Annotated in this window: 23 protein-coding genes; 6 read left to right on the top strand and 17 right to left on the bottom strand. The window is 47.9% G+C overall.

The window, feature by feature from the left end; genetic code table 11:
• Nucleotides 1-3 precede the first annotated feature (3 nt).
• The 17 genes from G5229_RS00550 to G5229_RS00470 all read right to left on the bottom strand — a co-directional run bounded on the left by G5229_RS00550 (nt 4) and on the right by G5229_RS00470 (nt 21,332).
• A complete protein-coding gene (locus tag G5229_RS00550) occupies nt 4-1,128 on the bottom strand; it encodes a glycosyltransferase family 4 protein (RefSeq protein WP_421208013.1) in 1,125 nt (374 codons plus the stop codon).
• Complete coding sequence (locus G5229_RS00545; protein WP_421208012.1) at nt 1,106-1,594, bottom strand: GDP-mannose mannosyl hydrolase; 489 nt, start codon at nt 1,592-1,594, stop codon at nt 1,106-1,108. The genes G5229_RS00550 and G5229_RS00545 overlap by 23 nt, the downstream gene beginning before the upstream one ends.
• Before the next feature lie 16 nt (nt 1,595-1,610).
• A complete protein-coding gene (locus tag G5229_RS00540; RefSeq protein WP_421208011.1) occupies nt 1,611-2,261 on the bottom strand; it encodes an acetyltransferase in 651 nt (216 codons plus the stop codon).
• A complete protein-coding gene (locus G5229_RS00535; RefSeq protein WP_421208010.1) occupies nt 2,233-3,873 on the bottom strand; it encodes a glycosyltransferase in 1,641 nt (546 codons plus the stop codon). Before G5229_RS00535 ends, G5229_RS00540 begins: the two co-directional genes overlap by 29 nt.
• Nucleotides 3,864-6,149: a glycosyltransferase gene (locus G5229_RS00530; protein ID WP_421208009.1), complete on the bottom strand. Its 2,286-nt coding sequence runs from the start codon at nt 6,147-6,149 to the stop codon at nt 3,864-3,866. The genes G5229_RS00535 and G5229_RS00530 overlap by 10 nt, the downstream gene beginning before the upstream one ends.
• On the bottom strand, nt 6,146-6,904 hold the full coding sequence (locus tag G5229_RS00525; RefSeq protein ID WP_108539993.1) for an ABC transporter ATP-binding protein: 759 nt from the start codon (nt 6,902-6,904) through the stop codon (nt 6,146-6,148). The genes G5229_RS00530 and G5229_RS00525 overlap by 4 nt, the downstream gene beginning before the upstream one ends.
• Nucleotides 6,901-7,686: an ABC transporter permease gene (locus tag G5229_RS00520; RefSeq protein WP_213386863.1), complete on the bottom strand. Its 786-nt coding sequence runs from the start codon at nt 7,684-7,686 to the stop codon at nt 6,901-6,903. The genes G5229_RS00525 and G5229_RS00520 overlap by 4 nt, the downstream gene beginning before the upstream one ends.
• Before the next feature lie 63 nt (nt 7,687-7,749).
• A complete protein-coding gene (locus tag G5229_RS00515; protein ID WP_421208008.1) occupies nt 7,750-8,838 on the bottom strand; it encodes a DegT/DnrJ/EryC1/StrS family aminotransferase in 1,089 nt (362 codons plus the stop codon).
• 2 nt (nt 8,839-8,840) lie between these two features.
• A complete protein-coding gene (gmd, locus tag G5229_RS00510; protein ID WP_108540000.1) occupies nt 8,841-9,962 on the bottom strand; it encodes a GDP-mannose 4,6-dehydratase in 1,122 nt (373 codons plus the stop codon).
• 14 nt (nt 9,963-9,976) lie between these two features.
• Nucleotides 9,977-11,386 (bottom strand): phosphomannomutase CpsG, encoded by a 1,410-nt coding sequence (locus G5229_RS00505; RefSeq protein ID WP_302055988.1) that lies wholly within the window; start codon nt 11,384-11,386, stop codon nt 9,977-9,979.
• Nucleotides 11,367-12,764: a mannose-1-phosphate guanylyltransferase/mannose-6-phosphate isomerase gene (locus tag G5229_RS00500; protein WP_108540002.1), complete on the bottom strand. Its 1,398-nt coding sequence runs from the start codon at nt 12,762-12,764 to the stop codon at nt 11,367-11,369. The genes G5229_RS00505 and G5229_RS00500 overlap by 20 nt, the downstream gene beginning before the upstream one ends.
• Before the next feature lie 38 nt (nt 12,765-12,802).
• Nucleotides 12,803-13,348, bottom strand: coding sequence for a dTDP-4-dehydrorhamnose 3,5-epimerase (rfbC, locus tag G5229_RS00495; RefSeq protein WP_421208007.1), 546 nt, complete (start codon nt 13,346-13,348; stop codon nt 12,803-12,805).
• A gap of 62 nt (nt 13,349-13,410) precedes the next feature.
• Nucleotides 13,411-14,289, bottom strand: a complete 879-nt coding sequence (gene rfbA, locus G5229_RS00490; protein ID WP_216954298.1) for a glucose-1-phosphate thymidylyltransferase RfbA — start codon at nt 14,287-14,289, stop codon at nt 13,411-13,413.
• Between the two features lie 99 nt (nt 14,290-14,388).
• A complete protein-coding gene (gene rfbD, locus G5229_RS00485) occupies nt 14,389-15,276 on the bottom strand; it encodes a dTDP-4-dehydrorhamnose reductase (protein WP_421208006.1) in 888 nt (295 codons plus the stop codon).
• Complete coding sequence (rfbB, locus tag G5229_RS00480) at nt 15,276-16,382, bottom strand: dTDP-glucose 4,6-dehydratase (RefSeq protein WP_421208005.1); 1,107 nt, start codon at nt 16,380-16,382, stop codon at nt 15,276-15,278. Before rfbB ends, rfbD begins: the two co-directional genes overlap by 1 nt.
• Nucleotides 16,383-16,971: 589 nt before the next feature.
• Nucleotides 16,972-20,121: an efflux RND transporter permease subunit gene (locus G5229_RS00475; protein ID WP_181222115.1), complete on the bottom strand. Its 3,150-nt coding sequence runs from the start codon at nt 20,119-20,121 to the stop codon at nt 16,972-16,974.
• Between the two features lie 17 nt (nt 20,122-20,138).
• Nucleotides 20,139-21,332 carry an efflux RND transporter periplasmic adaptor subunit gene (locus G5229_RS00470; protein WP_421208004.1) on the bottom strand — a complete coding sequence of 398 codons (1,194 nt, stop codon included), beginning with the start codon at nt 21,330-21,332 and terminating at the stop codon, nt 20,139-20,141.
• Between the two features lie 140 nt (nt 21,333-21,472).
• Here G5229_RS00470 and G5229_RS00465 point away from each other — a divergent pair, with 140 nt between their 5' ends.
• The 6 genes from G5229_RS00465 (at nt 21,473) to G5229_RS00440 (ending at nt 25,291) form a co-directional block, all read left to right on the top strand.
• Nucleotides 21,473-22,111 (top strand): TetR family transcriptional regulator, encoded by a 639-nt coding sequence (locus tag G5229_RS00465; protein ID WP_421208003.1) that lies wholly within the window; start codon nt 21,473-21,475, stop codon nt 22,109-22,111.
• Between the two features lie 105 nt (nt 22,112-22,216).
• Complete coding sequence (locus G5229_RS00460; protein ID WP_421208002.1) at nt 22,217-22,768, top strand: hypothetical protein; 552 nt, start codon at nt 22,217-22,219, stop codon at nt 22,766-22,768.
• A gap of 192 nt (nt 22,769-22,960) precedes the next feature.
• A complete protein-coding gene (locus G5229_RS00455; protein ID WP_337072711.1) occupies nt 22,961-24,142 on the top strand; it encodes a dicarboxylate/amino acid:cation symporter in 1,182 nt (393 codons plus the stop codon).
• A 223-nt stretch (nt 24,143-24,365) separates the two neighbouring features.
• Nucleotides 24,366-24,680, top strand: coding sequence for a DUF134 domain-containing protein (locus G5229_RS00450; protein WP_005344221.1), 315 nt, complete (start codon nt 24,366-24,368; stop codon nt 24,678-24,680).
• Nucleotides 24,677-25,063 carry a hypothetical protein gene (locus G5229_RS00445; RefSeq protein ID WP_421208000.1) on the top strand — a complete coding sequence of 129 codons (387 nt, stop codon included), beginning with the start codon at nt 24,677-24,679 and terminating at the stop codon, nt 25,061-25,063. The genes G5229_RS00450 and G5229_RS00445 overlap by 4 nt, the downstream gene beginning before the upstream one ends.
• A gap of 42 nt (nt 25,064-25,105) precedes the next feature.
• Nucleotides 25,106-25,291, top strand: a complete 186-nt coding sequence (locus tag G5229_RS00440) for a hypothetical protein (protein WP_421207999.1) — start codon at nt 25,106-25,108, stop codon at nt 25,289-25,291.
• The last annotated feature ends 155 nt before the right edge of the window (nt 25,292-25,446 follow it).

Genomic DNA, 25,446 nt, shown 5'->3' with positions numbered 1-25,446 from the left:
ATTTCAAGATGAATAATAATTTGAGATAACCTTTTCATATAACGTCATATATTTATCAATCATGACGTCGGCAGTAAAGTTATGTTCAAATCTAGCCTTTGCATTTTTCCCCATACGCTCAGCTTCATCTTGATCATCCCATAACTTTTTCATTGCAGATGAGAGAGCCTCACTATTTGCTGGCTCAACTGCCAAGCCGGTTTCACCATGCAGATTTATATATGTAGTGCCTGTACCAATTTCGCAAGTAATCATTGGCTTACCATACATTGATGCCTCTAACAAAGTCATACCAAACGCTTCAGAACGCAGATGAGATGGAAATACCACAGCGTAACATAACTCCAGTAAAATATTTTTTTCAGCGTCACTTACTGGACCAACAAACAACGTATTTTTTAATCCTAACTTATCCGCCTGAGACTTCAACTCCTTTTCACATGGGCCTTCACCAATTATTATCAAAGGATAATCAAGTCCACGCATAGCATCAAGGACAAATGACAACCCCTTATAATATCGTAAAAATCCGATAAAAAGAAAAAAACGCCCTTTTATTTTATCATTCCATTTATTCGATAACGATAGTTCTGCATAACTTGGAGATACCTTTTCCAGACCGAATGGTATCACCTCAACATCCTTTTTTAGGCTAGAGAGAACAGGGCTGGTCTTGACATAATTGGGTGAAGAAGCGACCACAGCATCAACTTTATTTAGAAAAGACATCATCAATGGCTTATAAAGTTGTAGCAGGTATTTTTGTTTGACAATGTCAGAATGGTAACTGACCACTGTCGGCTTTTTAGGATTAACCCAAAAATGAACGAGATCCATATAGGGCCACGGAAAATGATAATGAATAATATCAGCTTTCTCAGCCAGTCGCCTGAATTCGACAATCGCAGACCATGAAAAACCAGTCGAAGCTATATAAAAATCTTCTTTTGCAGCATGCACACTATGATTAGCGATGTTAAAATTTCGACCAGCATTCTCAGCACTTAAGCATAATACATCAACCTCATGCCCTCTTTTTACTGCACCTTCCGCAAGCTGATATATGACTTGTTGCACACCACCGTAAGCATCTGGATAATATGTTTTAAAAAAATGAAGAATTTTCATTATCTTCCAAGCCCTTATCTAAAAAATAGTTCTTTGTGTATTGATGAACATCTGGTGATGCAAGAAGGTCTACTATATCAAACCATTTATACTTTGAATGCTGAGCAACAGATAATGAATTTATATCATGGTCTAGTTCTATTGAATACGCTAAAACAACATAGTGAGTTGGAGTCATAACGTCATAAAAAGAATCTTTATAAAAATGCTCGTAGACTCCAATAAATTTAGCTTTCGAACTCTGTAACGTCACACCAAGCTCATTCTCAGCAACTCTTTTAAAGGCATCTAATATAGCTTCTCCCTTTTTTATCCTGCCCCCCAAAACAAACCAATGATCGGCTGCAGGTCTATTTCTTCTGAGACCTAGAAGATATCGCCCTGAACTATCAGAAATCACCAGATCAATCGAGATTAAGGGGGTGTTTTTTATTGTTTTTAAAAAATCATCATCCGTAAGATGCATATCTCGCCCCAAGATGTTATTTATATTTCTTTGCTGGCACACCCAAATAAATTCCGGGCTGATCTATAGTGTTTACAACACACGCACCGGCACCAACAGTAATCTCGTCGCGAACAGTAATATTGTTGATTATAGTCGCGCCAGCACCTATAAAACATAACGTCCCAATATTAACTGAACCTGCCACTGTACTGTTGACCGATACATGCGTAAATTCATCAACACAGACGTCATGTTCAATTATTGCACCTGAATTGATAATGCATCCCTCACCAATTTTAACTGAAGGACCAATGTGCCCATGATGACCGACGAATGTTCCTTTACCTATGATAGAGTTAATACCAATCGTGGCTGTGGCAGAAATCAAGGTGGCAACTTGCCACCCCATTTTCCCCAATATCTCTAACTGTAACTTTCTTTTATGATTATCACCTACTGCAGAAAAAAAAATCCACTCATCGGGAGAGATTACATCCCATGAAGGAAAAACTGGATAACCCAAAATACTCTCGCCAGGTTTTGCATTATCATCAATAAAGCATAACGTTGAAAATCCTAACGACAATGCTACATCAGCCACACTTCTTGCATGTCCACCACATCCTAAAATGGCCAACTTCTTTGAATCTACCACATTATTTCTCCAAGCAACTAATACGCTCAAGTATATCGATATGCTCATTTACAACATCAGACCATGTACGCATTGATAACTGATCGTATATCTGCAACTGTTTTCGTAGTAAGATGTCCTTATGGTGGAGTGCCCATTCTATTCTCTTAGCCATATCTCTCCAATCATATGGATCAAAAAATGTCATTTCCTGTAACTCAGGGTCAGTAAGAATTTCTTCAGTTACAGGAATACGAGCCATAACAACTGGTGTATTAACAGATAACGCCTCAGTAAATGTAAATGGACACCCACCTTCACTTAGACTTGGATTAACTGCCAAACTTGCCAATTTATAACAAGCTGCGAGCTCTTGCATTGTTAGTCCATGCAGAAATAAAATTTCGTGTTGCAGATTGTGACTAATAACAAATTCTTTTACTTCAGGCATAACACTAACAGTGCCGGTAACGATCAGTTTGTGCTGAACGAATTTTTTTCGTAAAAGATACTCATATGCTTTGAATAAACTTATTATGTTTTTATTTGGCCTGATCTGGCTAGCATAAAAAACAAACTCTACATCTTTATTTTTAAATATTGAAACATAATTCTGCTCATTCGATTTGCGAATAGCGGACATGAGTAACGACTTGGCATAATGGGTAGTTGCCTCTTCATTATCTGGTAGACCAGTAATATTAATGAAGCTATCAACTTTATTAGCGGCGTGATGTACTACAGACACCTTGTCCATTGATACTTGATAGCCATCAATAAGTGTATTCCATTTTACCACTTCACTATAAGTTACAAAGTGATCCCCTGTTCTGATAGCCTCTTCTAACAATTTAAACGTCGATAGAGTTCTATCACCACCAATTTGAGAAAAAGCCACGGGAAACTCTCGTAAAACAACATCAGGTACACACATTAATCGAGGGGAATCGATCTTGTTAAACTCAGGCCAATAGGCTGTTGGACAATACCATGCAGATATATCATGCATACTATCGATTAATGCGCTTATACGCTTCCCTTCCACCAACTCCATGTTACGGTAGAGACGCAATACAAATCCATCATCTTTAGGCGAGTAAATCATTTTCATGAAACGGCCTATGTACTTGGAAAACCTGCCCAGCACAATTAGTTTCAATCTACGAATAAAAAAGAACGCCAATAAAAAAGGAAACGAAAAAATAAAAAATAATGGGGAAATGATTAAAGCCAGCAGAAATAACAAACTCCCTTCAATGCCTAAAAGGATCAGATCCAATTTTGTGTATGCATTTAACAAACGCTTTTCCACATAATGGAAAATATTTTCCTTCAAGCTAGCAACCAACTCCAGTAAAAACGATTTGAGTGTTTTTCTTTTTTGTCTTTTCGTTTTACGGTTAATGTACCAATGGTAAAGATCCAGTAAAAGTGGTCTTTTATCTGGCGAGCGAATCGAAAAACTGTCATGTGGTACATTCTCACTATCAAAAAGGTCATATAGATCTTTCGTAGACCAACTAGGACAAACCAAGGTAAACTTTACATCATCACGTGCTGCAGCACCTTTAAGAAAGGCAGCCAAGTAACGACCAAGTCCCTCCTTTCGTAAATCAACAGATGGGGCATAGCAAAGATAAATTCCAAATTTTCTCACAGACATTCGCGTATTACCCCCCAATAATGCTTAGCCAGATTTTTCGCTCGTTGTTCTTTCAGTATATCTTTACTAGGCAAATTTTTTCGAAGATGCAAAGCTTGCTCTTCTATATATTTTAGCTGCCAAGCCATTTGCTCCGGCGAGTTTGCATCAGACCATGTTAAATTAAGTGAAAACTGTCTATCTATTTCACGCATTGCCGGATAATCAGAGGAGAGTGCAGGTATATTCAGATAGGCAGCCTCAATAACCGAAAAGGTACCATTATCAATGCGCGCAGGATGCCATATAAATGCTGCTTTTTTTAGTGCTTTTTTATATTCTAAATCGGATAACTCACCACATAATTTTATCTTACGTTTCAATGACTCACTATTATCAACAGTTCTCACAAACTCGCTCAAATATGAAAGTTTACTTTCCATTATACTCTGAGTATTAACTCCAGTAATAAAGCATGTAAGAGAACCGGCTAGCTGATTATAATAAATTTCTAATGCTTTGACAGCATTGAGATGATTCTTATGTGGACTGAGATTAGTTGTCCAAATGAAATAATCGCCAACATCTTTTTGCTGCTCATCTGAAAACGAAAAGTCAGGTGCCAACATAGGTAACCTAGCAATTCTGTCAGACTCAATACCAGCATATTGTTGCGCATCTCGGCAAGTAAACTCAGTAGTAACCAAGACTCGCTCAGCTTGTGTTGCTGCTTTCAAGTAGGGATGATCAGCACCTCCTTGCAAAATTGAAACATATCGCTGCAAATAATCGTATACCATCAATACTATCGGTCTTACTGGAAGCAGCGTTTTGTCCAGCCTGTCGGAAACGAAAACCCAAATATCACAATCATAGAAATTACTGATGCTGTCATTGGGCACCATATATGATTCATCTACGGCACACCAGCCATCATGACCAGCATACTGCATAGCACGTGTAGCATCATCTTTAGAAAGATGTTGCCAATAGAAGCTTCTCCTTTGAATTTTTGGATTTAAATCCCGCAATTCATTAGCATGCTCTAATTCATCAATTGTTGGATGCGCAAAAACGACCTCACATTCTTCATTAGCCTGTTGACTACCAAGTAATATGGCATCAGCTAAAAGCTTAGCGCCTCGCAGACTCCCCCCTCGATACTCAATCGGAACAATTACAGCAATTCGCTTTTTTCTAGTGATATATGTAGGGCGAGCTTTCTGCTGGAGGCGATGCTCTTTTAATCCATCAACGACAAGGCTAAAGTTTCTTTTCCATATTGAAGCACAATACTCTGGCATCATTTGCTCAAGAAGCACATGCTGTGTTTTTCTAATATCATTGATTAACTGTTCATCGCCATTTAAAATTTTTCTAATCTTAGCCTTAGCCTCTGCAATTGTTTCACATCTGCCAGGTAAATCCCCGCCACCCATCAAATCCAGCATTCCCCCAGCCATATATATTAATGGCATACCAGCTTGTATAGCTTCAAAGGGATGATAATGTATATGATTTAGTTCAGTGGAATGATAAAACATAACGCTGCATTGTTGCATGTTATCAGAGTGCTCTTCTTTAGATACAAAGCCGAGTACTTTCTTATCATTAACAGCTATTGGCTGCGCACCACCAATGATATAATCAAACTCTTTAAAATCACGAACAAAGGATTCATAAATACTTTTAAAGTATGGAGATGTTCCTATTCTAGGACAGACAAATAGTATCGTCTTTCTTTTTCCAGTCCAATTATCAGGTTGATATTTACCTTTTAAACCAACAGGCAAATAGCATGAGCGCTTTGCTAAATATGGCATTTCTACATCGGAAATATGCTCATAGCCACAACCAAACCAGAATCTTTTCCCCATCGATTTAATCGTTGATACTACATTATCTCCACACTCACTTCTTAGTAAAGAAGAATAGTTGTATCCCTTAGATAATCCAAATACACGAAGAATGACGGCACCATTAAAATTTTTAATGGTTGACTTAATTTGCTTTGGGAAGAAGCCAATTATCGCATAATCAAAATATTTATTGACAATATCCCAAGCGTTTTTACTGGGCGACTCATACCAATTTTGTTCATTTAAAATATCAAGTTCATGCCTAGGGATAGTCAATTTATCGTCAAAATCGAATGTAATACTTGCCGATAAATTTCCCTCATCATATGGAAACTTTTTTGGAAGATATATTTCTTCAATACCAAACTCTATTAGCTGAGGTATTTCAAAGTTTCTTAATGTTGAATGGTTAAGCAGCCACAACACTCGATTTTTCATGCTAAATCCAGATTATTGACTCGTTTATAGGCAATGATCGCATCATCAATGGGGCCATCAAAAATGTATTCACCATGATGAAATACAATCCCTCTTGAACAAATATTTTTCAATGCGCTGAAATCATGTGATGCTAAAACTAGTATTTCAGCATTCTCAATCAAACTCATTATTCTGCTTTTAGCCTTTGCCATAAACTGAGCATCACCAGCACCAATCACTTCATCTAGGAGCAAAATATCGCCACCAACTGCTGTGGATATAGCAAATGCTAGTCTTACCTGCATGCCTGCAGAGTAAGTTTTAATTGGATAATCAATAAACTCACCCAAACCAGCAAACTCAACGATCTCATTTTCTTTCTCTTTCATAAAAGTCGGAGAGAGGCCAAGCAGAAGACCACGATAGAGAATATTCTCTCGGCCTGTTGCATCAGGTTCAAAACCTAGACTCAAATCAAAAAGAGAACGAACTTGCCCTTCAACAATTAATTTACCACTAGATATAGGATAGAGACCTGCCACCGTTTTAAGAAATGTACTTTTTCCTGCACCATTATGCCCTAAGAGCCCGACCCTCTCTCCATTATTTATTTCTAGCGTAATATTTTTTAATGCATGAATATCAGAGACAGAACGCTCTGCTTTTCCTTTTTTAAAAGCAGCAGAGAAAAGAGACTTTAGTGACCGCTCTTTGTAAGCTACTGATGCATAATGAAGGTTAACATTCTCAAGTTTAATTTTATTCTTTTTCATAGGTAGAAGATCACTTTTTTCTCTGCATTTCGGCCAATCAGCCACGCAAGCAAAAATAGGAAAGCAGCAGTTATCAGACTAAATGTATAGTTCTCCAGACTCGGCCACTCACCTTTTAGTAGTGGTGCTCTTATAATTTGCAATACATGATACACAGGATTGTAATCGACTAACCAATCCAATCCGCCAGAACGGAACATACGTTCTTCGAAATATACCGGAGAGATAAACCATATCGCTTGCATGACTAATCCCATCGCATGTGGTACATCTCTAAATCTAACCCCGATATAGGCTAGCAATGTTGATAATGGCCATGCTATAAGTGCCAATATTGGGAAAACAGTTAAGGTGGCTAGCCAGGTTATATTTATATTTTGTGGCAATACAACTATTGACCAAGCAAATAGAGCCAAACTGGCAAGTGCAAGTACTATAATGCTGCTCAAGACAGTTCGTAATGTATATATTGCTAATGGATGCTTGCATTGTTTAATGTAGGCATCTGCTTGCACAAACGCAAGTGAACCACCAATGGTATTGGCTACTACAAAATCCCAGACTATAATTCCTGACAAAATATAGGGTGCATACGTCACTATGTCCGTATTAAACATTTTACTAAAAACTATAGATATTAATAATGTCATACCTAAAGGTTGAATAAATGACCATAATACACCGAAAAAAGACCGCCGCCAACGAGAGCGTAGATCCGATAAAGCGAGATGCTGCCAAAAATATCTAGCATCCCAAATACCCCTAACATAAGAAAGACTCATAAAACTCCCACCAACTTAAAATAACCCTTCACCAACGAAAGATGAAGGGTTATTTATTTAACATTACTTATTTAAATAAAAATCAGAAATTACGTTGCAGATATAATCAACATCTTTTTCCAATAATTCAGGGTAGCTTGGTAAATTCATTCCTCTTGAGCTGATATCTTCAGCAACAGGAAATTTATGTTCCGTAAATACATGTGGCATCGTATTAGCTAAAGGAAACAATGGCCTTGTCTCAACATCATGACTCTTTAGAACTGTTCTGAGCAAGTCTCTATCTTGTGCATTCTCGACTAGGATCGAGCACATCCAAAATGAATGCCTGGTATTCTCAATCTCTTTGTGGAATGTTATCGGCAAATGGTTTAATCGACGCTGATACCAACTGGCAATCTCTCTTTTTTTTGCAATTATCTCGTCTGCTTGCTCTAATTGTGCCAGGCCAATCGCAGCACATATATTTGTCATGCGATAATTAAATGCCAACGCATCATGCCAATACTCTTTAACCTTCGAAACACCTTGGCTCTTCAAGTGGCATGCCAAGTCATGGACATTTTTATCCTTTGAAACAACCATGCCACCTTCGCCGGTAGTTATTGTCTTATTTCCAAAGAAACTGAATGTTGCCACATCACCAAATGTACCAACATGCTTATTCTTATAAAGAGTACCGAACGCCTCCGCACAGTCTTCTATCAAAAACAAGTTATGTTTCTTACAAACATCGACTAACGCATCCATATCACATGGTAAACCATAAAGATGCACAGCCATGACAGCCTTGGTCTTTGTTGTGATTTTTGCTATTACATCATTGACATCGATGTTCCATGTATCTGGTAGCGAGTCAACATAGACTGCTTTTGCACCGGTCTGAATGATTGTATTCACTGAGGCAATATATGTGAATGAAGGAACAATAACCTCATCACCAGGACCAATACCTAAAGCAGCCAACGCCAAATGAAGTGCTACAGTACCATTACTCACTGTTGTACAATTTTCTGCACCAATATACTTTGAAAATGCAGATTCAAATCTGTTAATAAACTCACCTTTTGAAGAGATCCATGTTGAATCAAGGCATTCATTAACATATTTTTTTTCATTACCAGATAATCTTGGTTGATATACTGGAATCATAGTCACTCCACACTGACATTAACATCAAAGCCATGAGATTTCAGCAAGGCATGCTGGCGAGCTTGCTGCAAATCATATGCAACCATCTCACTTACCATTTCTGCGAGTGTCGTTTCCGGCTCCCAACCCAGCTTATTTTTTGCATTAGATGGGTCACCAAGAAGAGTCTCTACCTCGGCCGGTCTGAAATAACGTGGATCAACACATACGATAATATCACCGACCTTCAATGCCGGCGCCTTATCTCCATAAATCGCCGAAACGACAGCTTTTTCCTCGACGCCGCTTCCAACAAAGTTCAATTCAATACCTAACTCAGCAGCGGCCATTTTTATAAATTCACGGACACTATATTGCACTCCAGTTGCAATGACAAAGTCCTCTGGCTGCTCTTGTTGCAACATCATCCATTGCATCTTGACATAGTCTCTTGCATGTCCCCAATCACGCAATGAGTCCATGTTTCCCATATACAGGCACTTTTCGAGGCCTTGAGCAATATTTGACAAACCTCGAGTAATTTTTCTAGTGACAAATGTTTCTCCACGACGGGGTGACTCATGATTAAACAAAATACCATTACAAGCATACATACCATATGCCTCACGATAATTCACCGTAATCCAGTACGCATACATTTTTGCAACAGCATAAGGGCTGCGCGGATAAAAAGGTGTTGTCTCTCGCTGCGGAATTTCTTGCACGAGGCCGTATAGTTCGGATGTCGATGCCTGATAAAAACGAGTTTTTTTTGTCAGTCCCAAGAAACGAATAGCTTCCAATAAGCGTAAAGTACCTATCGCATCAACATCCGCAGTATATTCTGGGGAATCAAAACTAACAGCGACATGAGATTGAGCACCAAGATTATAAACTTCATCTGGTTGAACTTCGGCTATAATTCTCGTTAGATTTGATGAATCCGTTAAGTCACCATAATGTAGTTTAAAATCAACGTTCTCTTCATGAGGGTCTTTATAAATGTGGTCTACACGTTGTGTATTAAACTGAGATGCACGGCGCTTAATACCATGGACTTCATACCCCTTCTCTAATAGAAACTCAGCCAGATATGAACCATCCTGACCAGTCACCCCAGTAATTAACGCTACTTTCTTGGACATTTTCAGTACTCTCCTTATAAGTTGTTGATCATTTTATGTAATGAATTCAAACCAGACGTTAACTTGCTTATATCGTTTTTGCTTTCAACATTAAGCCTTAGTAATGGTTCTGTGTTTGAAATGCGAACATTAAATCGCCAATCATTCATTTCAATACTAAGACCATCTACATATTCTACCTTGACAGCAAGTGGCGCATAGACCTCTTCCAGCTTCTTTATTATCTCAAGAGCATTATCAACTCTATAATTTATCTCACCACTGCATGGATAGGCTTTAACACGTTCAGCAACTAAACTAGACAATGTGGATTTTTTTAGTGATAGCAAGTTAATTACTAGTAACCAAGGAATCATACCGCTATCACAGTAGCCAAAGTCACGGAAATAGTGATGGGCACTCATTTCACCACCATATATTGCATTCTCACTGCGCATCCGTTCTTTAATAAATGCGTGACCAGTTTTGCTTTGTACTGGTGTACCACCAGACTTTTCAACGATATCAATAGTATTCCATGTCAAGCGCGGATCATGAATGATTTTCTCATGAGGATTATCTACTAAAAATGCCTCTGCTAATAATCCAACAATATAGTATCCTTCGATGAAATCACCATTTTCATCAAACAGAAAGCAGCGATCAAAATCACCATCCCAAGCAATACCCATATCAGCATGATAGAACTTTACCGCTTCCGATGTAGCACTTCTATTTTCAGGAAGCAATGGGTTAGGAATACCATTGGGAAAGTTACCATCTTCCTCATGATGAATTTTTATAAACTCAACAGGAACATTGAGGGTATTGAAACGTCGCTCGATAACATCAAGCACATGCCCTGCCGCCCCGTTACCGGCATTCACAACTAGCTTGAGTGGACGTAATTGATGCGGCTTTATATACGTCAGCAAATGATCGACATAAGCATCTAGTATCGATTTTTTAATCAATGTTCCTTGCCGGGAGGATGCAATGAAGTCACCCTTTTCAGCCAATGCTCGAATATCATTCAAACCACTATCACCACTAATTGGACAAGCATCACGACCAACCAGTTTCATGCCATTGTAATCCATAGGATTATGACTGGCCGTCACTTCTATAGCACCATCAATGTCTAACGTAAATGCTGCAAAATAGGTTTCTTCAGTCCCCGTAGTCCCTAAGTCGATGACATCACAACCGGCATCAAGAATCCCTCTTGCAAGTGCTTGCTTTAGGCTTTCGCTCGTGAGCCTAACATCGCCTCCAACAGCAATTGTCGTTGCATTTAGATACTGTGCAGTTGCACGGCCAATACGGTATGCAATCTCAGTGTTCAGCTCATCACCCAGTTTGCCGCGAATATCGTAAGCTTTAAAACAGGTAAGATTCATGATGCCCCCTAAATTAAATTCCTTTTCAATAATCAATGATGTCATCTTCACCTAAATATTCACCCGTTTGCACCTCTAGCATAACTAAATCGATGAGACCTGGATTTTTTAATTGGTGACGATGCCCAGCAGGAATATATGTAGATTGGTTAGCAGTTAGCAAGGCAATTTGATCTTCATAGAAAACCTCTGCAACACCAGATAATACCACCCAGTGTTCATTTCTATGATGATGCATTTGCATCGTTAAGCTAGCCCCAGGTTTAACTTCAAGTCTTTTTATTTTAAAACGCTCTCCCACCTCAAGTAACGTATAACGTCCCCATGGACAATAGACTGTACGATGTATTTTATATGCATCATTATTTATCGTCTTAAGGTGATTATAAATTAATTTTACATCCTGACTACTTTCTTTGTGAGCGACCAATAGAGCATCAGCAGTATCAACAATTACTAGGTTTTCTACACCTACAGCACCAATAACCCGATCCTCGCTCGAAATATAACAATTTGAGGTAGCATGTAAAATTGCATGCCCCTGAACGGTGTTTCCATCGTCATCAGCTTGATGTAGTTCACTTATTGCAGCCCAAGACCCAATATCACTCCAGCCTATGTCACATGGAACTACTGAAACATTTCCTGATTTTTCCATCACGGCATAATCTATCGAGATGTCTGGAACATGGATAAATGTGTCAGGGTCCAGATCAATATGCTTGACCTTTTTACTTTGAACCGAATCGGACTTGTCAAGGCAAGCTTTTGTTGCTATCAATACTTCCGGACAATGCAAGTCCATCTCTGCAATCATTGTACTTGCTTTAAAGCAAAACATACCTGAATTCCAGAAGAAGCGACCGCTTTCAACGTACTCAATTGCCTTATCCAATGTTGGCTTTTCAACAAAGCGCAAAACCTCTGTACCAAGAGCTTCAATGTAACCATAACCTGTTTCAGGTATTGTGGGTTTAATACCAAATGTGACTAACCGTCCTGCTTTTGCTAATTCAATAGCGCAGGAAACAGCATCATCGAATGCAACTTGCTCTGTGATCAAGTGATCAGCAGCCAAGACCAACAAGACCGCATCATCGCCATATGTATCGCGAGCATAAATTGCTGCAGATGCTACTGCTGCTGCAGTGTTACGGCCATAAGGTTCAAGAATAAATGAAGTCTGAATTTCATTACTATTAACTTCTTTAAATGAATCTAGTGTTTTGAAATAAAGGTCTCGATTAGTAATAGTTAATACTTCACTGACATCTGATAATTTTGCTCCACGTAAAAATGCTTTTTGTAAAAAACTTTGATTATCCGATAGTTTAATGAATGGCTTGGGATGTTGTTCACGTGAAACAGGCCATAATCTTGAACCGCTTCCACCACACATAATAGCAGGAATTAAGACAGTCATAGATACACCATAATGTATTTAATGTGTTGATATGATTTTCAGAAATATTTAGCTGCCATAAATGGCTTTGCATTTTTATCTTTAAGAGATAATATAGGGAGCATATCACTCTCCCACTCTATTCCTAGTTGCTGGTCATTCCAACATATTGTATGTTCAAAATCAGGTCTATAATAATTGGTTGCTTTATATAAAACTTCTGCTGTTTCTGTTCTAGTTATAAAACCATGGGCGAACCCTTTCGGAATCCACAATTGCCGCTTATTCTCAGCTGATAGATGAACACCGACCCATTTTCCAAAGGTCGGCGAATTTTCACGAATATCCACTGCTACATCAAATACTTCTCCCACAACACATCGCACCAGCTTTCCCTGGGCGTGTGGTGATGATTGATAATGCAGTCCACGCAACACGTTTTTCGAGGATTTAGAATGATTATCTTGAACAAAAGTAACAGGGTATCCTACTGCTTCTTCGAACAGTTTATGGTTGAAACTCTCAAAGAAAAAGCCACGCTCATCACCAAATATTTTTGGCTCAAAAATAAGTACATCAGGTATCGTGGTCTCGATTACATTCATCTTCATATCCATATTTTATTTAGTTTATTTTGCAGGAACGGGTGCATACCCTTAACTCCAACTCATACTTTCGAAACCATCTTTAACAGGTATTGTCCATAAGCATTTTTCGCAAGTGGTGTCGCCAACGTTTTTACTTGCTCTGCATCAATGAATTTCTTGCGATAGGCGATCTCTTCAGGACAAGCGACTTTCAACCCCTGACGGGTCTCGATGGTCTGAATAAAGTTGCTCGCTTCAATCATGCTCTCGTGGGTACCGGTATCAAGCCAAGCATAACCACGGCCCATCATGGCCACCGACAGATTACCTTGTTCCAGGTAGATACGGTTTACATCGGTTATCTCCAGCTCGCCACGGGGCGACGGCGTCAGACTCTTGGCGATCTTGACCACGCTGTTGTCGTAGAAATAGAGGCCGGTTACCGCATAGTTGCTCTTGGGCTCCAGTGGCTTCTCCTCCAGAGAGATCGCGGTGCCCTCTTTATCAAATTCAACCACCCCATAACGCTCGGGATCATGCACATGGTAGGCAAAGACGGTAGCACCGCTCTCTTTGGCCACTGCCGCCTCCAACTGTTTCTGCAAGTCGTGGCCGTAGAAGATGTTGTCCCCCAACACCAGTGCACAGGGGTCTGAACCGATAAACTCTGCACCCAGAATAAAGGCTTGTGCCAACCCGTCCGGGCTTGGTTGAACCTTGTATTGCAAACTCAGGCCCCACTGACTGCCATCACCTAGCAATTGCTCAAAACGGGGGGTATCTTGCGGCGTGCTGATGATCAAAATATCGCGAATTCCCGCCAGCATCAGGGTGCTGAGAGGATAGTAGATCATCGGCTTGTCATAGATAGGCAACAGCTGCTTGCTCACTGCCATGGTTACCGGATAGAGACGGGTGCCTGAGCCGCCGGCCAGAATAATGCCTTTACGTTTGGTCATGATGCTTGTTTCTTATATAGAGGAAGCATGGCTTTAGGCCACCTTTCCGTTTTATCCCTGCCAGCCAGGGAGGCAGTCACTACATCCCTGGCCAGTAATTTACTTGCCAAGGATCTCGGTCAACATCCGCTCCACACCGACTGTCCACTCCGGCAGCACCAGATCGAAGGTGCGCTGGAATTTGCCGGTATCCATGCGGGAGTTATGGGGGCGTTTGGCCGGGGTAGGGAAGGCGCTGGTCGGCACCGCATTGAGTTGTGTCACCGCCAGTTCAACGCCAGCCTCTCTGGCTTTGGCAAACACCAGCTGGGCGTAGTCAAACCAGGTGGTGGTACCGGAGGCAATCAGATGGTACAGCCCGGCGACCTCGGGTTTGCGCTGCGCCACGCGGAGAGCATGGGCGGTGCAATCGGCCAGCAACTCGGCGCCGGTCGGAGCGCCAAACTGGTCATTGATCACTGACATCTCGCTACGCTCTTTGCCAAAGCGCAGCATGGTCTTGGCAAAATTGGCTCCGCGGGCGGCGTAAACCCAGCTGGTGCGGAAGATCAGGTGACGGGAACAAAGTGCGGCCCCTTGCTCACCCGCAAGCTTGGTTTCGCCATAGACGTTGAGCGGGGCGGTTGCATCGGTTTCCACCCAGGGGCGCTCACCGCTGCCATCAAATACATAGTCGGTGGAGTAATGCACCAACCAGGCACCCAATGCTTCCGCTTCTTTGGCTATCGCTGCCACGCTGGTCGCGTTGAGCAGCTCGGCAAATTCACGCTCGCTCTCCGCCTTGTCGACTGCGGTGTGGGCCGCAGCGTTGACAATAACATCCGGCTTGACCAGACGTACAGTGTCGGCCACCCCTGCCGGGTTTCTGAAATCGCCGCAATAATCGGTGGAGTCAAAATCAACGGCAGTGATGCGCCCCAGCGGCGCCAGTGCGCGTTGCAGCTCCCAGCCTACCTGGCCGTTTTTGCCAAACAGCAGAATATGCATCAGGCACGCTCCCCATCATTCTGTTCAATCGAGGAATAGTGTTGCTCAATCCAGGACTGGTAGGCACCGCTCTTGACGTTGCTGACCCACTGCTGGTTATCCAGATACCACTGTACAGTTTTGCGAATACCGGATTCAAAGGTCTCTTGCGGGTGCCAATCCAGCTCGGCGCTCATCTTGGTCGCATCGATGGCATAACGGCGATCGTGGCCGGGGCGATCCGCCACATAGGTGATTTGCTCACGATAAGAGCCCGATTTTGGCACCATCTCGTCCAGCAGATCGCAGATGGTGTGGACCACCTCCAGATTCTGCTTCTCGTTATGACCGCCGATGTTGTAGGTCTCACCGACCACGCCTGTGGTCGCTACCTTGTAGAGCGCACGCGCGTGATCTTCCACGTAGAGCCAGTCACGGACCTGGTCGCCCTTGCCATAGACAGGTAACGGCTTGCCATCCAGCGCGTTAAGAATGACCAGCGGGATCAGCTTCTCGGGGAAGTGGTACGGGCCGTAGTTGTTGGAGCAGTTGGTGACCATGGTCGGCAGGCCGTAAGTACGGCGCCAAGCGCGCACCAGATGGTCGCTGGAAGCCTTGGAGGCAGAATAGGGGCTGCTGGGGGCGTAGGGGGTGGTCTCGGTAAAGAGCGGCAATGGTTCACCGGCAGCCACTTCATCCGGATGAGGCAGATCACCATACACCTCGTCGGTGGAGATATGGTGGAAGCGGAAGACCGCCTTGCGTACCTCGTCCAGACCGTTCCAGTAAGCGCGAGCCGCTTCCAGCAACATATAGGTGCCGACGATATTGGTCTCGATAAAGTCAGCCGGCCCTGTAATGGAGCGGTCAACATGGCTCTCGGCGGCCAGATGCATCACGGCATCCGGCTGGTGCAAGGCAAACACCCGATCCAGCTCGGCGCGATTGCAAATATCCACCTGCTCAAACACATAACGCTCGCTTGACGATACATCGGCCAAGGATTCCAGATTGCCGGCATAGGTGAGTTTATCGAGATTGATAACGGAATCTTGGGTATCACGGATAATATGGCGCACCACGGCAGAGCCGATAAAGCCGGCACCACCGGTCACGAGGATTTTCATAAATATGTATCTCTTGCGAGGCGTTGATATGACATCAGAGAGAGGCTGGCTATCCACTGATGCGTTATTGAAACACCCAATAGACTGCAATTTAACCAGCGCCAACAGCAGCAAAACAATAAATGAACATTATTTGTGCAAATCGCTGAATAATCTCAAGGCTACCGCCCTTGGGTTACAGCCCCCAGTTTGCTGCTTTTAACCAAATTAGGTCTGCTGTTGGTCATCATGTCCTCCAGCATTTTGCTGTCTTGATGGTGTGTAGCACAGCTTTATGGCCCAAGACCAAGAAAGAGCGGACACTACCTATCCAACCCTATAAGACGCAGATTCTATCTTGTTTCCAGCCGAGCTGCACAGCAGAAACTGACTTGCCCCTCACCTCTGAAAAGGAGTCGATAGAAAACCACCTCACGGCGACATAATTTCTCGAAAAGAAGCAGTATTAACTTAATAATTACGCTTAAGTTACCGTTTTTACGGAAAAAAAATAGAGCGACTTTCCAAGTCGCTCTATTTATTACTCAGTCATACCTGATGTATTTGTCTTATTGTGATCTGCCACCCAGAACTTCAGGGGTTACTTTGCTCAGTCACCTTTTGACTCAACTGCTGCAACCATGCGCGCCTCTTTACTCTTGTGGCTAGTGAAGTAACGCATCACCAGCACGAAGAAGAGCGGGACGAAGAAGATGGCCAGCACGGTGGCGCTGATCATCCCCCCCATTACGCCGGTACCGATTGCATTACGGCTGCTGGCACCGGCGCCGGAGCTGATCACCAGCGGCAGCACCCCGAGGATAAAGGCGAGCGAGGTCATCAGGATCGGACGCAGACGCAGGCGCGCCGCCTCCACCACGGCTTCACCCAAGCCCATCCCTTTGTCGTAGAGCTCTTTGGCAAATTCCACGATCAAGATCGCGTTCTTAGCCGACAGGCCTATGGTGGTGAGCAGGCCGACCTGGAAGTAGACGTCGTTCTCCAGCCCGCGCAGGGTAGCAGCCACAATGGCCCCCAGTACCCCGAGCGGCACCACCAGCATCACCGAGAACGGAATGCTCCAGCTCTCGTAGAGGGCCGCCAGACAGAGGAACACCACCAGCAAGGAGATGGCGTAGAGCGCGGGCGCCTGTGAACCGGCCTGGCGCTCCTGGAAGGAGAGCCCGGTCCACTCGATGCCCACCCCTTCCGGCAACTGTTTCACCATCTGCTCGATGGCGGCCATAGCATCACCGGTACTCTTGCCGGGCGCCGCCTCACCGACGATCTCCATCGCCGGCACGCCGTTGTAACGCTCCAGACGCGGCGAGCCGAAGCTCCACTCGGTACTGGCAAAGGCGGAGAAGGGCACCATCTGACCGGCACTGTTGCGCACATACCAGAGTTTCAGATCTTCCGGGTTCATCCGGAAGGGGGCATCTGCCTGCATGTAGACCTTCTTGATCCGGCCACGATCGACGAAGTCATTGACGTAGGAAGAACCCCAAGCGGTAGCCAGGGTGTTGTTGATATCCGCGATGGATAGCCCCTGCGCCAGCGCCTTCTCGTAGTCGATCTTGATATCGAGCTGGGGGGTGTCTTCCATCCCGTTCGGGCGTACCCGCACCAAAGTGGGATCCTGCGCCGCCATACCGAGCAGCTGGTTACGCGCCGCCATCAGCTTGTCGTGACCGATACCGCCGCGATCCTGCAGGAAGAAGTCAAAACCGGTCGCCGTACCCAACTCCGGGATCGGAGGCAGGTTAAAGGCGAACACTTGCGCCTCCTTGATGCTGAACAGATAGCCCATGGCACGACCGATAATGGCATTGGCGCTGCGATCCGGGCTCTTGCGCTCGCTCCAGTCCTTGAGCTTGATAAAGGCCATCCCCGCGTTCTGGCCACTACCGGCGAAGCTGAAGCCGGATACGGTCAGTACGGAGTCAACGTTATCCTTCTCGTTTTTCAGGAAGTAGTCGCGCATGTCCGCCAGCACCACCTCGGTGCGCTGCTTGGTCGCCCCCACCGGCAGTTGCACCATGGACATGATGACCCCCTGATCCTCTTCCGGCAGGAAGGAGGTGGGCATCCGCATAAAGAGCACTGCCAGTACCGCCAGCATGGCACCGTAGATCAGGCTGTAGCGCACGCCCTGCTTGATCACCTTGCGCACACCGCTCTGATAGCGGTTGGTACCGGCATCAAAGGCGCGGTTGAACCAGCCAAAGAAGCCGCGCTTGGCTCCAAATTCGCCATGTTTCATCGGCTTGAGCAGGGTGGCACAGAGCGCCGGGGTCAGGATCAACGCCACCAGCACCGACAGCACCATGGCCGAGACGATGGTCAGCGAGAACTGGCGATAGATGGCACCGGTCGAGCCGCCGAAGAAAGCCATCGGCACGAACACGGCGGAGAGCACCAACGCGATCCCCACCAGTGCGCCGGTGATCTGGGTCATCGACTTGCGGGTCGCTTCCAGCGGGGAGAGATCCTCCTCGCTCATCAGCCGCTCCACGTTCTCCACTACCACGATGGCGTCATCCACCAGCAGGCCGATGGCCAGCACCATACCGAACATGGTGAGGGTGTTGATGGAGAAGCCGAACGCCGCCATCACCCCGAAGGTACCGAGCAGCACCACAGGCACCGCGATGGTCGGGATCAGGGTGGCGCGGAAGTTCTGCAGGAACAGATACATGACGCAGAACACCAGGAAGATCGCCTCGATCAGGGTCTGCACAACCTCCTCGATGGAGATCTTCACAAACGGCGTGGTGTCGTAGGGGTAGACGATCTCCATGTTGGCCGGGAAGTAATCCGACAGCTCGTTGAGCTTGGCACGCACCTTCTCGGCGGTATCCAGCGCGTTGGCGCCGGTAGCCAGCTTGATGGCGACCGCGGCGGTAGACTGGCCGTTGTAGAGCGCATCGGCGTCATAGCTTTCGCCCGCCAGCTCGACCCGGGCCACATCTTTCAGCCGTACCTTGGAGCCATCCTGATTCACCCGCAGCAGGATATCGTTGAACTGCTCGACGGTAGAGAGACGGGTCTGCCCCATGATGGTGGCGGTGAACTGCTGATCTTCCACCGATGGTGTGCCACCCAGCTTGCCAAACGCCACCTGGGCGTTCTGCGCCTTGATGGCCGCCTGCACATCTCCCGGGGTCATCTGCACTCGGTTGAGCTTGTTGGGATCGAGCCAGACCCGCATGGAGTACTGGCTGCCGAACAAGGTGATGTCCCCTACCCCGTCCAGACGACTCAGGGGCTCCTTGATGTTGGAGACCACATAGTCCGCTAGGTCGTCGTTGTTCATGCTGCCATCGCTGGAGATGAAGGCCGCGACCATCAGGAAGCTGCTGGAGGTCTTCTGGACCCGGATCCCCTGCTGCTGCACCTCTTGCGGCAGCAGCGACATCGCTTGTTGCAGCTTGTTCTGCACCTGCACCTGGGCAATATCGGGATCGGTCCCCGGCTGGAAGGTGAGGGTCACCGACACCCGCCCCGCGGAGTCAGACTGGGAGGACATGTAGAGCAGGTGATCCAGCCCGGTCATGTTCTGTTCGATGATCTGGGTTACCGAGTCTTCCACCGTTTTGGCGGATGCGCCCGGATAGCTGGCAGAAATACCGACAGCGGGCGGCGCAATGCTCGGATACTGGGCGACCGGCAATTTGATGATGGCCAGGCTGCCCGCCAGCATGATCACCAGCGCGATCACCCAGGCAAAAATGGGTCTGTCTATAAAAAATCGAGCCATGAAGCGACTACTCCATCCTACTTGTTGGCCGGGGTGTTGGACGCAGCTTGAGCAGACGCTGCATCAGCATCCTGCTCGGCGGGATTGACCACGGCACCCGGTCGTACTTTCTGCAAGCCAGCCACGATCACCCGCTCGCCGGAGGTCAGCCCTGACTCCACCACCCAGTTGCTGCCAACGACACGGCTCAGCTGCACGTTGCGCAGCTCCACCTTGTTGTCAGCCGTCACCACCATCACGGTGGCGCCGCCATTGGGGGTGCGAGTCACGGCAGTTTGCGGCACCAGCAGCCCTTGTGCCCGCTCACCCTCCTGCAGGGTGGCGCGCATAAACATGCCGGGCAGCAGCAGCTGATGAGGGTTGGGCACAATCACCCGCAGGGTCACCATGCCGGAGGTCTCATCCACTGTCACATCGGAGAACTGCAGCGAGCCCTCTTCGCCATAAGTGGAGCCATCTTCCAGCTGGAAGGTCACCCTGGCCCCTTTCTGCTCGTCCTGGGTCAACTTGCCCTCGGCGACCAGTCGCTTGAGGCGCAGCAGATCGGCGGTGGACTGACGCACATCCACATACATGGGATCGAGCTGCTGAATGGCAGTCAAGCTATCAGCCTGCTGGGCAGTCACCAGCGCCCCCTCTGTCACCGCGGATTTACCGATGCGGCCACTGATGGGGGCGGTGATGCGGGTGTAACCGAGATTGATCTCGGCAGTGCGCAGGGCCGCCTTGCTCGCCATGATCTCCGCTTTGGCCTGCTTCCAGCTGGCATCGGCGTCGTCATAGTCCTGACGGCTGATGGATTTGACTTTGAGCAGCTCCTGATAGCGCTGCGCCTTGAGGCGGGCACTCTGCTCGTTAGCCTCGGCCTTGGCCAGATTGGCTTTGGCGCTGGCGACTGCCGCCTGATAAACAGCTGGATCGATCTGATAGAGCAGATCGCCCGCCTTCACATCACTTCCCTCGGTAAAGAGGCGCTTGAGGATGATGCCGCTCACTTGCGGACGCACTTCGGCCACCCGCAACGGGGCGCTGCGGCCGGTCAACTCGGTGGTCAACATCAGCGGACCGCTCTGCAGGGTCACCACGTTGACCGCCGCGGGGGGCATGTCGCCCTGTCCCTGAGGTGCGCCCCCCTTGTCACCACAACCTGCCAGCAAGCCTGTAGCCAGCAAGGCAAGACCAACTGAACGAGCAAGAATATGTTTATGCATGAAACACCTGAGCCTTTGCCAGTCAATGAACAATCAGGGCCGCATGGGCCCTGTTGGTAAATAGTCGAAAGATGAGGCAATATACATACATTCATAAATGTATGTAAGTGACTTTTTACTTGCATGAGGCACAAATTTCGATGGCCAGACGAACCAAAGAAGAGGCGCAGCAAACCCGCTGCCACATCATGAGCACGGCGCTGGATCTGTTCTGCTCCCAGGGCTTGGCCAAGACCAGCCTGACTGACATCGCCAGGGCGGCAGACCTGACCCGCGGGGCCATCTATTGGCACTTCAAGAACAAGGATGAACTCTTCATTTCGCTCTGGCAGGAGCTCTGCAGCCCCCTCGCCCACCAGCTCGATGCCTGCCTCAATCCAGATGAGCCGGATCCGCTGGGGCAACTGCGCCTCTTCTTCGAAGGGGTACTCCACAGCTTCATTCACAATCCGGCCCAGCGGCAGATGTTCACCATACTGTTCAATCTCGAATCGCTGGAGGGGGAGGCAATCTCACTGCGCGAACATATCCGCAGCGAGTCAGCCAACTTTTTCCGGGACCTGGAGACCACCCTGGCCAATGCGGTACGGCGGGGCCAACTGCCCGCCAACCTCAACCTGCAGCGCGCCGCCACCCTGCTCCACTGCACCCTGGATGGTTACATCATCAACTGGCTCCACTTTCCGGAGCGGATCGACCTGCAGGGCGAATCAGCCTTCCTGATAGAGAGCATGTTTACCATGCTGGCCCACCCCCACGGGCCTGCCTGCGGCCGCTAACCGGCTCCGGTAACTCCCACCCATCCAAATCGGGGCCTGACCGCGCGCTTTGGCAGTCAGGCCCCGATTTGTTACCCTGTGCGCCCCCTGCTTGAGGTAACCCCTGTGCCACACTCTGACGCCATCCCCGCTTCCCGGCCATTGAACGACCAGCATGCCCACGCTCGAGCTGCCTTTGTGGCGCGCCTCAAACCCGGCGCTCACCTGCTCAATGGTCAGTGCGGTACGGGGGAGGATCTGTGCTGGCTGCGTGCAGAAGGGTATGTGGTCACCGCCTGCGAAGCGATACTGGCCGACGCCAGAGTTGCCTCACAGCAATCCGGGCAAGCAGTGCGGGTCTGCTCGCTGGCGAAGATGCACTCGGTGCTCCCTTACGATGGCATCTGGCTGAGTCGCCCACTTGATAGCGACGAAGCCACTCTTGTCCCCCTGTTGCAACAGCTGGCGACCCTGCTCAAAACGGGCGCACCGCTCTGTTTCCCCCTACAGCCAAGCGGCAAGATAAGTCACGATGAGCTACAGCAACTGGTCACCACATCCGGGATAGCGCTGCAACTGGCGCCGATGGAAACCGTATCAGCCAGCACCTCAGACTCCGCAAGTCAATATGCCAACCAGTACGTCATGTTGCTGCGCGGCGATCATCAGGCCACCTAACGGGCTAATTCATCACGGATTTTCCCATTCAATGCTAAGCCGGCTGCTAGTCGGCGATCTTGGCTATCGACAATATTTAACTCGGCATTAACGCATAAAAGGCAGACATAACACGGCTTACGTGTTAAAAAGTTCGATTAATATCAAAATTTAATAACAAAACAGACAATACAACCAACTCCGGATTTCCTTATGAAACTTGTCCTGAAACTCATTGCTGGCATCCTTGCCGGTCTCTTGCTCGGTCTCTACGCCCCTGAGTGGGTGGCGCGCGTGCTGTTTACGGCCAAGACAGTGATAGGTCAGCTGATCACCTTCACCATTCCGCTCATCATTCTGTTCTTTATCATGAGCGGCATCGCCAGCCTGCCGAAAAACTCCGGCAAGCTGCTGGGCAAAACCGTGGCCCTCTCCTACTGCTCCACCATTCTGGCGGGGCTGTTCGCCTTTACCGTGGCGAGCCACCTGATCCCGCAGTTCACCACCGCCGCCGAGCCCACCACGGCCACGGCTATCAAGCTTGCCTCCTACGTCAATCTGGAGATCCCGCAGCTGTTTGGCGTGATGTCGGCACTGGCCGCCGCCTTCGTGTTCGGCATCGGCATCAGCGCCACCCAGGCCACCGATCTGCGCCGGGTCGCCGATCAGGGCCGTGATATCATCGACCGCCTGCTGGCCAAAGTGATCATTCCGCTGCTGCCGTTCTACATCGCCGGCGTCTTTGTCGAGATGACGGTGGAAGGCACAGTATTCGCCACTCTGAAGACCTTCGGCGTGGTGCTGGTGATGGCGATCCTGATGCACTGGATCTGGCTCTCCGTGCTGTTTATCGGCACCGGTCTGGCCCTTGGCCGCTCACCGGCACAGCTTATCAAGAACATGCTGCCCGCCTACTTCACCGCGCTGGGGACCATGTCGAGCGCCGCCACCATTCCGGTCGCCTTGCAATCGAGCAAGAACAACGGGGTGAGAGACGGTATCGCCAACTTTACCGTACCCCTGTGCGCCACCATTCACCTCTGTGGCTCCACCATTACCCTGGTCACCTGTGCCACCGCGGTGATGTTCCTCTCCGAGCATCTGGCCATTCCGGGCATCGAGACCATGCTCCCCTTCATCATGATGCTGGGGGTGATCATGATCGCCGCACCGGGCGCGCCGGGTGGTGGCGTGATGTCGGCGCTGGGCCTGCTCACCTCCATGCTGGGGTTTGGTGAAGCCTCCATCGCCCTGATGATCGCCCTCTATCTGGCGCAAGACAGCTTCGGCACCGCCTGCAACGTCACTGGTGACGGCGTGATCGCCCTGTGGGCGGATCGCTTCGCCAACGGTAGCGAGAGCGCAGCTCCAGTGGCCGAGGCCGAACAGGCGTAAGCTCGCCGGGATAGCTCGACCATCCTCTGCAAAACCGCAGGCCCGAACCATGTTCGGGCCTGCGTCGTTTCTGTCCCCTTCACTGCTTTTGTTAGTATTCCTCCTCCCCCTCTTTACCCCTCTCTGCCGTGAACAGCACTGGCGCTACCCTCTGCATCAGACAAAATTATTGGCATATGCTACATATGAGCGTATAAATGGCTTATGCCAATTAGGAGCCACCATGCCAAGACCCAAGATTGCCCGCCAGATCTGTGGCCGCCCCGCCAACAGCTGCTTCAAACCCAACGGCCGCCCCATGCATCAGCTGGAACAGGTCACGCTGGCCCCTGACGAGTTCGAGGCACTGCGCCTCGTCGACCTTCAAGGAATGCAGCAGCAGGAGGCCGCCCTGGTGATGGGGGTTTCCCGCCAGACCCTGGCCAATATCCTGAAAAAAGGGCGCTACAAGGTGGTGGAGTGTCTGAGTCTGGGCAAGGCATTGATGATGCAACCCGCCGAGCCCGACCACCAAACCAGTGGAGAAGAGCCGACATGAATGCTGTCACAACCATGACCCCCCCCCCCTGCAACAGTGCCCTGATGCTGAGTCGCCTGCTGGCGGCCAATATCCGGGTGCTGCAGTGCCGCTCTGCCCGCTTGCCGCTGCCCGCGCTGCTAGCCCCTGCAAATCTACAACCTCTCACCGAGGCAAGTCAGGGCCGTCCATCTCGCCGTCATCAGAGCAAGGCCGCGATCCGTGTCATCCAGCCCCTCGTCGCAGGCCAGAGTCATGCCCATTGTCACGGTGGGTGCAACAGTGGTTCCGATCACTGCTGCGCCAGTGGTGGCAATCAGGCAGAGAGCTCACGACAAGGCCATACTTGTTGCCACGGCAGTGAGGGCGCCAACCAGCAGGGCGGTTGCTGCTATCATCACTGATGCCATCGCCGTGCATGTCATCACCATCAGGGAGAAGAGGTCATGTCCATCTGGTTATTGAGCCTGCTCGCCTCATTCGTGCTGATCCTGGCTATGGGCTCCATCATCTGGTGGCGCCAATACCAGCTTGCCCAGAAACGGGAAGATAAAGAGGTGCGCCCCTGTGGCTGCTCCAGCGCTTGCACGGATCACCTCTATCAAATCAGCGAACCGACTCCCAAAAAGTAACCTGAGCGCAAACGCCATAGCCGCAGATACAAGGTCGGCAAAATAAGGGCGCGTGAAATCGAGAAGAGCATAAAAGAGAGGGGGCACCTGCTGGTGCCCCCTCTCTATTTATTCCTCGTCATGCTTGAACCGCCTCTTTCCCCCTTACGCTCATC

The organism is Aeromonas sp. 602396 (assembly GCF_049173735.1).
GTDB lineage: Bacteria > Pseudomonadota > Gammaproteobacteria > Enterobacterales > Aeromonadaceae > Aeromonas > Aeromonas veronii_A.
The sequence above is the reverse complement of the archived record's forward strand: the minus strand, read 5'-3'. Positions and strand labels throughout refer to the sequence as shown.